This is a genomic window from Pseudomonas sp. TE21435, assembly GCF_056279265.1.
Genome location: NZ_JBWBQZ010000001.1, coordinates 1 through 13,295, shown reverse-complemented (window position 1 = coordinate 13,295; position 13,295 = coordinate 1). Strand labels below are relative to the sequence as shown.

Annotated in this window: 13 protein-coding genes and 5 tRNA genes; 5 read left to right on the top strand and 13 right to left on the bottom strand. The window is 65.2% G+C overall.

Annotated features, from left to right (window positions below):
* Positions 1-5 precede the first annotated feature (5 nt).
* The 4 genes from lpxK to ACZ9C1_RS00075 form a co-directional block, all read right to left on the bottom strand.
* The gene (gene lpxK / locus ACZ9C1_RS00090) at positions 6-1,016 is read right to left on the bottom strand and encodes a tetraacyldisaccharide 4'-kinase (RefSeq protein ID WP_277503231.1); all 1,011 of its coding nucleotides are present in this window, start codon (positions 1,014-1,016) and stop codon (positions 6-8) included.
* The gene (locus ACZ9C1_RS00085; protein WP_023632003.1) at positions 1,016-1,450 is read right to left on the bottom strand and encodes an ExbD/TolR family protein; all 435 of its coding nucleotides are present in this window, start codon (positions 1,448-1,450) and stop codon (positions 1,016-1,018) included. Before ACZ9C1_RS00085 ends, lpxK begins: the two co-directional genes overlap by 1 nt.
* Entirely contained in the window at positions 1,447-2,082 is a 636-nt protein-coding gene (locus tag ACZ9C1_RS00080) for a MotA/TolQ/ExbB proton channel family protein (protein WP_110703965.1), read from the bottom strand. Before ACZ9C1_RS00080 ends, ACZ9C1_RS00085 begins: the two co-directional genes overlap by 4 nt.
* 160 nt (positions 2,083-2,242) lie before the next feature.
* Positions 2,243-4,447 carry a DNA internalization-related competence protein ComEC/Rec2 gene (locus tag ACZ9C1_RS00075; RefSeq protein ID WP_476253359.1) on the bottom strand — a complete coding sequence of 735 codons (2,205 nt, stop codon included), beginning with the start codon at positions 4,445-4,447 and terminating at the stop codon, positions 2,243-2,245.
* 144 nt (positions 4,448-4,591) lie between these two features.
* Between ACZ9C1_RS00075 and ACZ9C1_RS00070 the strand changes: the two genes are divergently transcribed.
* Positions 4,592-5,239, top strand: coding sequence for a DUF2062 domain-containing protein (locus ACZ9C1_RS00070; RefSeq protein WP_457378299.1), 648 nt, complete (start codon positions 4,592-4,594; stop codon positions 5,237-5,239).
* On the opposite strand, the gene ACZ9C1_RS00065 is transcribed toward ACZ9C1_RS00070, so the two are convergent.
* The 3 genes from ACZ9C1_RS00065 to ACZ9C1_RS00055 all read right to left on the bottom strand — a co-directional run bounded on the left by ACZ9C1_RS00065 (position 5,123) and on the right by ACZ9C1_RS00055 (position 7,588).
* The gene (locus tag ACZ9C1_RS00065) at positions 5,123-5,902 is read right to left on the bottom strand and encodes an ABC transporter permease (protein WP_046856545.1); all 780 of its coding nucleotides are present in this window, start codon (positions 5,900-5,902) and stop codon (positions 5,123-5,125) included. The genes ACZ9C1_RS00070 and ACZ9C1_RS00065 overlap by 117 nt on opposite strands.
* The gene (locus ACZ9C1_RS00060; protein WP_046856546.1) at positions 5,899-6,831 is read right to left on the bottom strand and encodes an ABC transporter ATP-binding protein; all 933 of its coding nucleotides are present in this window, start codon (positions 6,829-6,831) and stop codon (positions 5,899-5,901) included. Before ACZ9C1_RS00060 ends, ACZ9C1_RS00065 begins: the two co-directional genes overlap by 4 nt.
* A gap of 133 nt (positions 6,832-6,964) precedes the next feature.
* Positions 6,965-7,588: a glutathione S-transferase gene (locus tag ACZ9C1_RS00055; RefSeq protein WP_457378300.1), complete on the bottom strand. Its 624-nt coding sequence runs from the start codon at positions 7,586-7,588 to the stop codon at positions 6,965-6,967.
* A gap of 700 nt (positions 7,589-8,288) precedes the next feature.
* Here ACZ9C1_RS00055 and ACZ9C1_RS00050 point away from each other — a divergent pair.
* The 4 genes from ACZ9C1_RS00050 to ACZ9C1_RS00035 all read left to right on the top strand — a co-directional run bounded on the left by ACZ9C1_RS00050 (position 8,289) and on the right by ACZ9C1_RS00035 (position 12,110).
* Positions 8,289-8,528, top strand: a complete 240-nt coding sequence (locus tag ACZ9C1_RS00050) for a hypothetical protein (protein ID WP_476253358.1) — start codon at positions 8,289-8,291, stop codon at positions 8,526-8,528.
* A complete protein-coding gene (locus tag ACZ9C1_RS00045) occupies positions 8,525-8,764 on the top strand; it encodes a DUF3077 domain-containing protein (RefSeq protein WP_476253357.1) in 240 nt (79 codons plus the stop codon). Before ACZ9C1_RS00050 ends, ACZ9C1_RS00045 begins: the two co-directional genes overlap by 4 nt.
* Positions 8,765-9,019: 255 nt before the next feature.
* Positions 9,020-11,467, top strand: coding sequence for an acyl-CoA dehydrogenase (locus ACZ9C1_RS00040; protein ID WP_277503225.1), 2,448 nt, complete (start codon positions 9,020-9,022; stop codon positions 11,465-11,467).
* Between the two features lie 232 nt (positions 11,468-11,699).
* The gene (locus ACZ9C1_RS00035) at positions 11,700-12,110 is read left to right on the top strand and encodes a PA2817 family protein (protein ID WP_110698185.1); all 411 of its coding nucleotides are present in this window, start codon (positions 11,700-11,702) and stop codon (positions 12,108-12,110) included.
* Between the two features lie 68 nt (positions 12,111-12,178).
* Here the strand turns inward: ACZ9C1_RS00035 and ACZ9C1_RS00030 are convergent, their stop codons facing one another.
* The 6 genes from ACZ9C1_RS00030 to ACZ9C1_RS00005 all read right to left on the bottom strand — a co-directional run bounded on the left by ACZ9C1_RS00030 (position 12,179) and on the right by ACZ9C1_RS00005 (position 13,211).
* On the bottom strand, positions 12,179-12,403 hold the full coding sequence (locus tag ACZ9C1_RS00030; RefSeq protein ID WP_110698183.1) for a hypothetical protein: 225 nt from the start codon (positions 12,401-12,403) through the stop codon (positions 12,179-12,181).
* A 248-nt stretch (positions 12,404-12,651) separates the two neighbouring features.
* A tRNA-Gly gene (locus ACZ9C1_RS00025) sits at positions 12,652-12,727 on the bottom strand.
* An 80-nt stretch (positions 12,728-12,807) separates the two neighbouring features.
* Positions 12,808-12,883, bottom strand: a tRNA-Gly gene (locus ACZ9C1_RS00020).
* A 4-nt stretch (positions 12,884-12,887) separates the two neighbouring features.
* Positions 12,888-12,963, bottom strand: a tRNA-Glu gene (locus ACZ9C1_RS00015).
* Positions 12,964-13,055: 92 nt separating this feature from the next.
* Positions 13,056-13,131, bottom strand: a tRNA-Gly gene (locus tag ACZ9C1_RS00010).
* A gap of 4 nt (positions 13,132-13,135) precedes the next feature.
* Positions 13,136-13,211, bottom strand: a tRNA-Glu gene (locus ACZ9C1_RS00005).
* Positions 13,212-13,295 lie beyond the last annotated feature (84 nt).

Here is a 13,295-nt window from a genome sequence, read left to right as displayed (position 1 = left end):
AAGGCTCAGGGCCTGGGGCGGCCAGGCAGCAGGCGATCGAGCTCGGCGTCGAACCAGGCGACGAACGCCTGCGAGGGTACGGCGTCGACCGCCAGGTACCACCAGTCGTCGGCAGCGAACGGCCGACATTTCACCGCATCCTTCTCGGTCATCACCAACGGCAGCGGCGGGCTGAACGACAGCACTTCGCGGCTATACGGCGCATGGTCGGCAAAGGGGTGCGGCACCGGCTGCCAGTTTAGCCGCAGCAGGGTGTTGAAGAAACGTTGCGGGTTGCCAATGCCGGCCACGGCGTGCAGCGCCTGGCCAGCGGGAAACAAGTCGAGCTCGCGGCGCTCGCCGCTGCGCAGGTTGATCAGCGCCGACGGCTGCAGGCGGAAGGCAAAGCCGCCGTCGCGGTCAGCCTCGGCGCCATTGAACAACACCGCGTCGGCCTCGGCCAGGCGCTCGGCGGGCTCGCGCAACGGACCGGCCGGCAGGCAGCGACGGTTGCCCAGGCCACGGGCGGCGTCGATCAGGACCAGCTCCAGGTCACGGGCCAGGCGGTAATGCTGCATGCCGTCGTCGCACAGGATCAGGTCTGGCGCATCGCTGGCCAGCAGCGCCTGCACGGCGCGGGAGCGGTCGGGGTCGATCACCAGCGGCACGCCGGTGCGCTGGACGATCAGCAAAGGCTCGTCGCCGGCCTGATCGGCGAGCTGGTCGGCGGCGACACGCCAGGGATACTGCGGCGGCTTGGCGCCGTAGCCACGGCTGACCACGCCGACCTTCAGCCCCTGCCGGCGGCAGTGCTCGATCAGCCAGAGGATCATCGGTGTCTTGCCGGTACCGCCCACGGTGATATTGCCCACCACGATCACGGGCACCGGGGCGCGGTAGCTGGGGCTGATGCCGCTGAGGAAGCGCGCACGCTTGCGCGTCACCACACGACGATACAAAGCCTCCAGCGGACGCAACAAGGCCAGCGCCGGGTGCCCGGCATACCAGGCGGCGAGCAGACGGTCGGCGAAGGCCATCAGGGATTGCCCTGCGCGGCCTCGACGGTGGTCATGCGCAACTTGCTGAAGCCGAGCTTGCCGGCCGCATCCATTGCGGTGATCACCGCCTGGTGCGGGGTCTTGCCATCGGCGCTGATCGCCAGCGGCAGGGTGATGTCACCGCCGGATTCCTTCTCGATGGCTTCGGTCAGGGTGGCCAGGTCGCTCTTGGGCAGCAGGTGGTTGTTGACCGAATACACGCCGTCGGCACTGATGGTGACTTCGATCAGCTTGCCATCATCGGGCTGCGCGGGCGCGGCACTGCTTGCTTCGGGCAGCTCGACACGCAGCTGGGTCTCGCGGGTGAAGGTGGTGGTGACCACGAAGAACAGCAGCAGCACGAACACCACGTCGATCAACGACGCCAGGTTGATGTCGACGTTCTCGCGCTGGCGATTGCGCCGGAACTTCACGCCTTGCCTCCGGCCACTTCCACTTCGCGGTCACCCTGCAGCACCTCGACCAGCTTGATCGCCTCCTGCTCCATGCCCACCACCAGCTCATCGATGCGGCGCAGCAGGAAGCGGTGGAAGAACACCGCCGGGATACCAACCATCAGGCCGGCCGCGGTAGTGACCAGGGCCTTGGAGATACCGCCGGCCAGTACCGCGGCGTTGGCGGTCATCTGCGAGCCCATGAAGGCGCTGAAGATGTCGATCATGCCCAGCACGGTGCCCAGCAGGCCCAGCAGCGGGGCCATGGCGGCGATGGTGCCGAGGGTGCTGATGTAACGCTCCAGCTCGTGGATGACGCGCGAGGCGGCCTCCTCGATGCACTCTTTCATGATCTCGCGGCCATGGCGCGAGTTGGCCAGGCCCGCGGCGAGGATCTCGCCCAGCGGCGAATCGGCGCGCAGCGCCTTGAGCTTGTCACTGGTGAGTTGCTTGTCCTTGATCCACATCCATACCTGGCCCAGCAGGTGCGGCGGGGTGACACGGCTGGCGCGCAAGGTCCACAGGCGCTCGCCGACGATTGCCATGGCAGCGATGGAGCTCAGGATGATCGGCAGCATCATCCAGCCACCGGACTTGACCAATTCCCACACAGTAAGCATCCCCTCGGAAAAAGGCCGCCACTCTACCATAGGACCGCCTGGGGCTCATCTGCCGGAGGTCAGGGAATTGCTGGGCTTGGCTTGGAAGCTGTGGGGTGGCGCTCGATTTGCGCGTCGAAGAAAAACTCACGACATGCCCCCAAAGCCCTTCCTAATCCCACCAGTCCCGCCGCTCAGTCCGCAAACCCTCCACCTCACCCTGACTCCCCAGCATCAACCGCAACGCCCCCGCCAGCGCCGTGTCATGCACCTGCACCCCATGCCGCAGATAGCGCTCGATCACCGGCGCATGCGGATGCCCGAAGCCGTTGCTGCGCCCCCGCGAAATCATCACCCCGCGTGGCGCCAGCGCCTTGATGAACGGTTCGGTGGACGACGTGCGGCTGCCGTGGTGCGGCGCCTGCAGCCAGTCGACACGCGAATCCTCGCTGGCCGCCAGCCAAGCCCGCTCCGCCCCGGCCTCCATGTCGCCGGCCAGCAGCAGGCGCTCGCCATTGGCCACCACCCGCAGCACGCAGGAGCGGTCATTGCTGGAGGCGCCCTGCGGCCAATGCCACAGCTCGAAATCGACCCCATCCCAGCGCCAGCGCTCACCACTGTCGCACAGCGCGGCAGGCGCAAGCCCGGCAACCTCCCCCGCCAGCACCCGCGTCACCGGCAGCCCCCGACGCACTGCCGACGCCCCGCCGGCATGATCGGCGTGGCCATGGCTGACCAGCATCAGGTCCAGGTGCCTCACCCCCAGCCTGCGCAAGGTTGGCAGCACCACGCTCTCGCCCAGGTCACTGTCGCCGTGGGCAGGCCCGGCGTCGTACAACAATGCGTGGTGACGGGTGCGCAGCAGTACCGCCAGGCCCTGGCCGACATCCAGCTGCCACACCTGCACCTGGCCGTGGGGCACCTGCTCGCGCGGCGCCCACAAGGCCACCAGCATCACCGCGCCCGGCAAGCGCAACGGCACGCCCCGAGGCAGCAGCAACAACAGCGCGCCCAGCGCGACCAACAGCCAGGCCCACGGCGGCAACGGTTCGGGCAGCCATGCCGGCCACTGCCCCGCAAGCTGCGCGAGCAGGTGAAACAGCCCATCCAGCGAAAGCCCCGCCAGCCACAACAGCCCCTCCCCTACCCCTGGCAGCGGCAACGCCGCCGTGCCAAGCAGGGCCAGCGGCAACACCGCGAAACTGATCCAGGGCACCGCCAGCAGGTTGGCCAGCGGCGCCGTCAGGCTGACCGGCAGCCCCAGCGCCAGCAGCACCGGCAACAGGCCCACGGCGATCACCCACTGGGCTCGGCTCCAGGCCTGCCAGGGTCGCCAGGCGCCGAGCCGGGCAGAGAAGCACAGCATCAGCACGCCAACCGCGGCAAACGACAGCCAGAAACCCGGCAGCAGGCTGGCCAATGGATTGATCAGCAACACCCCCGACAACGCCAACAGCAGCGGCAAGGCTGCCCCCAGGTGCCTGAAGCGCAGGCGCCAGAGCAACACCACCGCCAGCATCAGACAGGCCCGTTGCACCGGCACGCCGAAGCCGGCCAGCCAGCCGTAGCCCAATGCCGCGGCCATGGCCAGGCCACAAGCCCAGGGCAGCCATGGCCAGCGCGATGGCCAGGCACCCAGCCGCGCCAGGCCCGCGACCAGGCCGTACACCAGCCCGGCCAACAGCCCGATATGCTGGCCGGAGATCACCAGCAGGTGCACCGTGCCGGTGGCCTGCAGGGTCTGCCAGTCCTCGCGGGCCAGCCCGGCGCCGTCGCCCAGCACCAGGGCCGTCAGCGCCGCCTCGCGGCCGTGGGCATCCACATTCATCAGCCGCTGGCGCACGGCATCGCGCCAGTCCGCTGCTTCCTGGCCGACCAGCTCGCCGGCCTTGACTGAGCCGGTGGCGCCGATACCCCGGGCCAACAACAGTGCTTCGCGGTCCGGGCCATGGGGGTTGAGCAGCCCATGGGGCTGGCGCAGATTCACCGCCAGGCGCCAGCGCTCACCGGCGCGCAATTCAGGCCCGGCAAACCAGCTCAGTTGCAGGCGCCTGGGCAATTGCGCCCGGCGCGATTCAGGATGCTCCAGCTCGAAACGCACGCCGCGCTCCGTGCGGGTCGGCAGCCCCACCACCCTCCCCTCCAACCACAGCGTGCGGCCATCCAGCGCCGGGGCCAGGCGATCATCCAGCGCCTGCTGCGCCGACCAGCAGGCCCAGCAGCCACCCAGCACAAACCAGCCCAGCGGCCAGGCCCGCGTACGCAGGCAGGCCAATGCCAGCAACAGCAATGGAATCAGCCACCCGACCGGTGGCAAGGCAGGTAACAAACGCAGGCTCAACAGCCCGAGCACCAGCGCCAGCATCCCTGTGCGCATGAGATAGAGCTCCAGAAGCGATCACGACCCCTGAGGCTTAGCCGATTGGCGGGAAAACCCTGCTAATCAATTGTCACAAACTCTGAACGAGGCTGCGTTTCAATCAGGGCATACTGACGCCCTTCAACCCTGCCGGGAGCCCACATGCCGCGCCGTCTGTTCAAACGCTACATGCCGGACCCGACCAGCATCCGCGAACACAAGTCCTTACGCTTTTTCGGCAAGCTGCTGCACGACCCCAACCTCTGGCACCTGAATCGCCATTCGGTGGCGCGGGCCATGGGCGTCGGCTTGTTCGCCGCGCTCATTCCCATCCCCATGCAGATGCTGCTGGCCGCCGCGCTGGCCATTCCCGTGCGTGGCAACCTGCCGATCGCGGTGAGCCTGGTGTGGCTGACCAACCCGCTGACCATGCCGCCGGTGTTCTTCGTCACCTACATGACCGGTGCCTGGCTGCTGCAGGTGCCGCCACGCACGCTGCCCGAGTCGATCACCGTCGACTGGGTCACCGAGCAGCTGGCGACGATCTGGCAACCGTTCCTGCTCGGCTCGGTGGTGTGCGGGGTGGTGCTGGGCGTGCTCGCCTACTTCACCACCATGGGCTACTGGCGCTGGTGGGTGGGCCGGCAGTGGCGCCAGCGCCAGTGTCGCTGCGCTGCCAACCCCAACCAGGGCTCAGGCGCGCATGCCGCGACCGCTGACCAGCAGGCGCACGCACAGCAGGTAGAGCACCGCGGTGGCCACCAGCATGAAGCTGATCGCCGTGCCAATACTGATATCCGACACCCCTAGGATGCCGTAGCGGAACGAGTTGACCATGTGCAGCACCGGGTTTGCCAGCGACACGGTCTGCCAGAACGGCGGCAGCAGGTTGATCGAGTAGAACACCCCGCCCAGGTAGGTCAGCGGTGTCAGCACGAAGGTCGGGATGATCGAGATATCGTCGAAGTTGCGGGCGAACACCGCGTTGACGAAGCCCAGCAGCGAGAAGATGGTCGCGGTCAGCAGCACCACGATGACCGTCACCCCCAGGTGGTGCACCTGCAGATGGGTGAAGAACAGCGACAGGAAGGTCACGATCACCCCCACCGCCAAGCCGCGCAACACGCCACCCAGCACATAGCCGACCAGGATGGTGTGCGGCGACACCGGCGACACCATCAGCTCCTCGATGGAGCGCTGGAACTTGCTGCCGAAGAAGCTCGATACCACGTTGCCATAGGAGTTGGTGATCACCGACATCATGATCAGCCCCGGCACGATGTACTCCATGTAGGTGAAGCCGCCCATATCGCCGATCTGCCGGCCGATCAGGTTACCGAAGATCACGAAGTACAGGACCATGGTGATCGCCGGCGGCAGCAGGGTCTGCGGCCAGATACGCAGGAAGCGCCGCACTTCGCGGTAGACGATGGTGTTCAGGGCGACCCAGTTGGTGCGCAGTTCCACACTCATACGGCCACCTTCGACAGGTTCTTTTCCACCAGGGACACGAACAGCTCCTCGAGTCGGTTGGTCTTGTTGCGCAAGCTCTGCACCTCGATGTTCTTCAGCGCCAACTGGCCGAACAGCGCGGTGATGCCGATGTCCTTGTCCACCTGCACCTCCAGCGTGTGCGGGGTGATCAGCCGGCACGGGTAGCCCTGCAGCTCAGGCGCGGCGGGCAGGTCGTGGCGCAGGTCAAGGACGAAGGTCTCGACATGCAGCTTGCCCAGCAGCTGGCGCATGCTGGTGTTCTCGACGATGGTGCCGTGGTCGATGATGCCGATGTTGCGGCACAGCTGCTCGGCCTCTTCGAGGTAGTGGGTGGTGAGAATGATGGTGATGCCTTTCTGGTTGAGCTCGGTGAGGAAGCTCCACATCGAACGGCGCAGTTCGATGTCCACCCCCGCAGTCGGCTCGTCGAGGATCAGCAGGCGCGGCTCGTGGATCAGCGCCCGGGCGATCATCAGCCGGCGCTTCATGCCGCCGGACAGCGAGCGCGAAGGCACGTCGCGCTTGTCCCACAGGCCCAGCTGCGTGAGGTACTGCTCGGCGCGCTCCTTGGCCACCTTGGGCGGGATGCCGTAGTAGCCGGCCTGGGTGACGACGATGTCGAAGGTCTTCTCGAACTGGTTGAAGTTGAACTCCTGGGGCACCACGCCCAGGCAGCGCTTGAGCGCCGCGGGCGAGCGGTCCAGGTCGTTGCCGAACACGTTGACCGTGCCGCTGGTCTTGTTCACCAGGGTCGAGAGAATGCCGATGGTGGTGGACTTGCCAGCGCCGTTGGGGCCGAGCAAGGCGAAGAAGTCGCCTTCGGCAACATCCAGGTCGATGCCCTTGAGGGCCTGGAAGCCGTTGCCGTAGGTCTTGGTCAGCTGTCGAATGGACAGGGCGGAACTCATGGCGGGTCAGGTACCGATGAAAAAGGTTCGGGACACGCCAGGTAAAGACACTGGCGCAGTGAGTGCGGCCATGGTGCAAGGCGCGGCCGCACAAGTACAGTCACATGTATCGATAGTGACTATCGAAGTGGCGTCACGTCAGGGCGGTCATCACCGCCGCCTGGTAGGCCGGGCGTTGCTTGAGGCGCTCGTACCAGGCTTCGAGGTGATACATGGCCGGGCGTTCAATCGGCATTTCGAACCAGGCGTAGATGAAGCTGCCCAGGGGGATGTCGCCCATGCCGATCTGCTCGCCCGAGAGGTACGGCTGCTTGGCCAGGGTCTCGTCGGCGATGGCCAGCAACTGGGCGCATTGCTTGTGCGCGGCGTTGATCGCCACCCAGTCGCGCTGGTCCTCGGGGGTGCGCAGCAGGCCCCAGAACAGCGGGCGGAAGGGGCCGGCGAAGGACGAGGTGGTCCAGTCCATCCACTTGTCCGCCAGGGCGCGCTGGCGCGGGTCGTCCAGGTACCAACCCTGCTCTTCACCGTACTCGGCGCACAGGTAGCGCACGATGGTGTTGGACTCCCACAGCACCAGGTCACCGTCTTCAAGCATGGGCACCAGGCCGTTGGGGTTCAGGGCCCGGTAGTGCGGTTCGTTGACCACGCCGAAGGCGCCGCCGGCATCGATGGACTCGAAGTCCAGGCCCAGCTCGTGGGCGATCCACAACGCCTTGCGCACATTGCTCGAATTCTTGCGGCCCCAGATCTTCAGCATGGCAACGTCCTTATGAATGCGGGAGGTGGGACAGTCTACTTCAAGTTCGACGACAGGTTTGTAGCGTGTTCGAGATCGAGCGCCGCCCGCGCGGCGCATCGCGGATGAATCCGCTCCTACATTTGTTGCAACGTGGCCACGCCTGATAGGCCATGGTTGTTAGCCTTGTGCGCTCGACGCGATGTTTCGGTGGGCATTGCCGCCGTCTCATAGCTTTTGAGCCCTGCGCCACGGCTGGCAACCATGGCCTGACAGGTTCGGTACGTTGCAACAAATGTAGGAGCGGATTCATCCGCGATGCGCCGCGCGGGCGGCGCTCGATCTCCCAGGCGCAGAGTTTCTCTCGGCGAACACCCCAGAGCCCCCATAACCCCATGTCAGATATTTCCGAACCTGAAACCAAATGCTTCAGCCTGCAAAGCTTGGGAACTATCCTACGCGCTTGCCGGAAGCCGCCGCGTTGTCGGGGAAATACCCCGGGGATACCTTCACCGGGTCGCCACATTTGGTGACCGGGTGTGAGAAACCCGACTACATATGACAACCAGCGGCTTCGTCATGGTGGCCGTGTGCGGGCAGACTTCGGTCTGACCGGGTTTGTCCTATGTCCCGGTTTTCTCACCTCGTACACGGCCGCCACCCTGACCTCGTGAGAAAGGACCTGAATGGCGGTTTCAATGACCGCATAGGACTCTCTACCATGAAAAAAATCGTCCCAGACCCACCCCGCCTCGCCCCCTTCATCAGCATCCGCCCCACCCTCACCCGCGAAGAAGCCATGTCCGCCGCCGTCGAAGTGGCCACCGCCATTTCCGACGTCCTCGACATCTACTTCCAGACCGAGCCCGGCGAAACCCAGGACCGCCTGTTCACCGCCAGCGACTACCTCGGCCAGCTCGCCTGCGCCCTGCTCGAACACAAGCCACAGGTGCAGCCATGAGCCGCGGCCATACCGCAGGCCGCACCACCTGCCTGGACCTGTTCAAGATCGAGCCTGGCGTTACCTTCGAGGATGCCTTCAGCGAGCTGTCGGTGCTGCTCGGCTGCATTCGCCACCTGACCTGCGAGGCGGAAATGGAGGGCGACCTGCTGGCCGGCAGCTCGGCGCGCATCCTCAGCGCCATGGCCAAGGCGCTGATCGACGACATGGAGCTGGGGTTGAACAGCAGTAAATGATCCTGGGGGGCCGCTTTGCGGCCCTTTCGCCGCGGTTCGTCGCCACGACAAGCCGGCTCCCACAAAGAGCAGGCCAGCGTAGCCCCTGTGGGAGCCGGCTTGCCGGCGAAAAGGGCTGTGCAGCAGCCCCAGGATCCATCAACCACCACCGAACTCCCGCTACAGAACCCGGTCAGTCTTCTAAGCAGGCCATCCACCCCAGCGCGTCTAAGCTCTGTGGGTCGGCCTAACGCCCGCTTCCAAGGAGGAAGAATCATGTTGCTGTTGTGGTTGCTGGTCCTGGTGCTTGGCGCCGCGTATCTCCTGCACCGGCGCCTGGCGCCCCTGCAGATCCTCGCGGCCATCGCCGCCTATACCCTGCTGATGGGCATCTTCAGCACCGCGCCAGGCTGGCTGCTGGCGCTGATCTGGGTGGTGATCGCCGCCAAGGCGGCCTTCTTCGCCCTGCCGGAGCTGCGCCGCAAACTGTTCACCACGCCGATGTTCAGCTGGTTCCAGCGGACCCTGCCGCCGATGTCGCCCACCGAGCGCGAAGCCATCGATGCCGGCACCGTGTGGTGGGACGGCCACCTGTTCAGCGGCCGCCCCGACTGGGACACCCTGCTCGACTACCCCGCGCCCAAGCTCAGTGAGGAAGAACAGGCCTTCATCGATGGCCCCACCGAGCAACTGTGCGCGATGGTCAGCGACTGGCAGATCGGCCAGGACCTCGACCTGCCGCCGCAGGCCTGGGATTTCATCAAGCAGCACGGCTTCTTCGCCCTGATCATCCCCAAGGAATACGGCGGCAAGGGTTTCTCGGCCTACGCCCACTCGCAGGTGGCGATGAAACTGGCCACCCGCAGCGGCGACCTGGCCTCCACGGTGATGGTGCCCAACTCCCTGGGCCCGGCCGAGCTGCTGCTGCACTACGGCACCGAGGCGCAACGCAACCACTACCTGCCGCGCCTGGCCCGTGGCGACGATATCCCCTGCTTCGCCCTCACAGGCCCCTTGGCCGGCTCCGACGCCGGCGCCATGCCCGATACCGGCGTCATCTGCAAAGGCCAGTGGCAAGGCGAGGAAGTCATCGGCCTGCGCCTGAACTGGGAGAAGCGCTACATCACCCTCGGCCCGGTGGCCACCCTGCTGGGCCTGGCTTTCAAGGCCTACGACCCCGAGCACCTGCTGGGTGAGCAGGCCGAGCTGGGCATCAGCCTGGCGTTGATCCCCACCGACCTGCCGGGCGTGGAGATCGGCCAACGCCACCTGCCCCTGGGCGCGGCGTTCATGAACGGGCCCAACAGCGGCAAGGACGTGTTCGTGCCGCTGGACTGCCTGATCGGCGGCCAGGAAATGCTCGGCAAGGGCTGGATGATGTTGATGAACTGCCTGTCGGTGGGCCGCTCCATCTCCCTGCCCGCAGTCGGCACCGGCGCGGCCAAGTACACCAGCCTGGTCACCGGCCAGTACGCCCGCGTACGCGAACAGTTCAACGTGCCACTGGCCGCCTTCGAGGGCATCCAGGAGTCGCTGGCGCGCATCGGCGGCAACGCCTGGCTGATGGACAGCGCCCGCCTGCTCACCGCCCAGGCCGTGGACCTGGGCGAAAAACCCTCGGTGTTGTCGGCGATCCTCAAGTACCACCTCACCGAGCGCGGCCGCGAATGCATCCAGCACGCCATGGACGTGCACGGCGGCAAGGGCATCATCATGGGCCCGAACAACTACCTGGGCCGCAGCTGGCAAGGCGCGCCGATCTTCATCACCGTCGAGGGCGCCAACATTCTCTCGCGCAACCTGATGATCTTCGGCCAGGGCGCCATCCGCTGCCACCCGTTCGTGCTCAGGGAAATGGCCCTGGCCGGGCGCGAGGACCATGACCAGGCGCTGAAAGAATTCGACGACCTGCTGATGCAGCACATCCTGTTCGCCGCCGGCAACGCCGCCAGCACCCTGGTGCTGGGTCTGGGCCTGGGGCATTTCGAGAAGGTCCCGGGCGACGCCCTGAGCCAAGGCTACTTCCGCGCCCTCAACCGCCAGGCGGCGGCCTTCGCCCTGCTGGCCGACCTGTCGATGATGCTGCTGGGCGGTGCGCTCAAGCGCCGCGAGCGTCTGAGCGCCCGGCTGGGCGATGTGCTCAGCTACCTGTACCTGTCCAGCGCCGCGCTCAAGCGCTACCACGACCTGGGCTCGCCCGAACACCTGCGCCCGTTGTTGCGCTGGGCAATGGAGGAAAACCTGGGCCAGGCGGAAAAGGCGCTCGCCGCGCTGCTCGACAACTTCCCCAACCGCTTCATCGGCTGCGCCCTGCGCGTGCTGGTGTTCCCATTTGGCCGCAGGCATACCGGACCAAGCGATGAGCTGGATGCCGAGGTGGCGGCGCTGATCGGCCGGGGCAAAGGCGACCCGGCGCTGGAAGCAGTGCTGGAGGGCTGCTTCAGGCCTCAGGCCGAGGGCGATCCGGTGGCCGCGCTGCAGACGGCCTGTGACCTGCTGGACGATGCCGCCCCCTTGCACAAGGCGCTGCATCAGGCGGTCAAGGAAGGCAAGGTGCAGGCGGCAGCCGGGCAATCGGTGATCGACGCCGCCATCGAAGCGGGTGTGCTGCAGGCGGAGGAAGGCCAACGCCTGCATCAAGCCGAGCAGGCACGCCGGGTGGTGATCGATGTGGATGCGTTCGACAAGGCGCAACTGGAGCCTGTGACAGGCAAGATTCGCTGATAGGACGACGGGGCCGCTGTGCGGCCCTTTCGCCGCGGTTCGTCGCCACGACGAGCCGGCTCCCACACCGGTCACGTCGGTTTCAAGGCCTGCGCAGTACCTGTGGGAGCCGGCTTGCCGGCGATAAGGCCGGTACCAGCAACACAAGTGCCCTGACGATCAACGCCGGGTGCCTCCCTCGCCCAACCGGCGTATACTCCGCCCCCCGTTTCAACCACCGAGGAGCGCCGCCATGGCCAACCCCCACCTGGAATACCACCTGCAACTGCTTCACCACCTGCGCACTATCCTGGCCGCGCTGGGTGAAGCCGAACAGGTCCCGGAGGAAAGCCACGCCCTGTTCCTCGAGCGCTTCGACGAACTGCTCACCCTGCTACCGCAAGACCCGCTGCAAAGCCAGTACCTGGGCCAGGACCTGATCTGCCAGGTGATCCAGCGCTATCCGCAGATCGCCCACCTGGTGCCGCGCGACCTGCTGTGGTTCTTTGCCGGCGACTGCCTGCACTTCATGCCGGATGAAGAGCTGGAGCTTTACCAGACGCTAGAAGAGCGCCGGTACGAAGCAGAGCAGAACGGCGAAGCGTTTGATTGGCATCAAGAAAAGCAACTGCTAGCCAAGCCTGCTCAGAGTGATATTCACTGATCTGGTATAGATGCATCCCGGCCTCATCTGGGCCGGGAACCCAAATCGCCAGAGCGGGGCAAGTGAACTCACTCTGACAAATCACGATCTAGCAAGTCAGGGGGAATACCAGCCTTGCCCCTAAAAAAATGATGCGCCGAAGAAAATAAGAACTCGGCTTCCAGTCGAAGTCGCTCTACCTGCGAAGGGGGGTGCTGCCCTTTACTTTCTTCATAACGCCTCCAAGCATCGACCGCCCGTTTACATATCTCCAGCTGGACTTCCAAATCCGTCTTTTCGATCGTCACGGTCATTGCTCCTTCCTTGTTCAAGACAGAATGGAGTGAAATCAGGTGCGCCCAACATTCTCCCCCGACAGAGTAATAACTGATGGAACGAGTACGAACATCGGGCTCGTAACGAGTAGCGCCATGCCGTTGTACGCCCCCAGACGACATTAGCCAACTAGTAAAATTGATAGGTGTGCCGAGCCAGCTCGCCCCAAGAACCAATCATTCGAGCAAAAAAAAACGCCACTTCAAACGAAGTGGCGTTTTCAATTTGGAGCGGGAAACGAGACTCGAACTCGCGACCCCGACCTTGGCAAGGTCGTGCTCTACCAACTGAGCTATTCCCGCAGGGTGAAGCTTTACCGCATGTGGCGTGAAGCGCCTTGAAGACCTTCACCACCGGCACCGCCGAAACGATGCATTGAAACTGGAGCGGGAAACGAGACTCGAACTCGCGACCCCGACCTTGGCAAGGTCGTGCTCTACCAACTGAGCTATTCCCGCAATATGGCGTCCCCTAGGGGACTCGAACCCCTGTTACCGCCGTGAAAGGGCGGTGTCCTAGGCCACTAGACGAAGGGGACTAAGCCGACGCTTTTCAGCGCACCAGAACATGAACCTCACGATTCAGCCTGGATTTTCTTTTCCTGCCCTGCCGAAGCAGTGCCGGAGAAACTGGAGCGGGAAACGAGACTCGAACTCGCGACCCCGACCTTGGCAAGGTCGTGCTCTACCAACTGAGCTATTCCCGCAATGTGGCGTCCCCTAGGGGACTCGAACCCCTGTTACCGCCGTGAAAGGGCGGTGTCCTAGGCCACTAGACGAAGGGGACACGCTGCTCGCACTACCTATTAAGTACTGCTTGCTTTCACTCCCTGCCGCGTTTCGCTGTGTGCTTTACGCTGCAAGTGGCGCG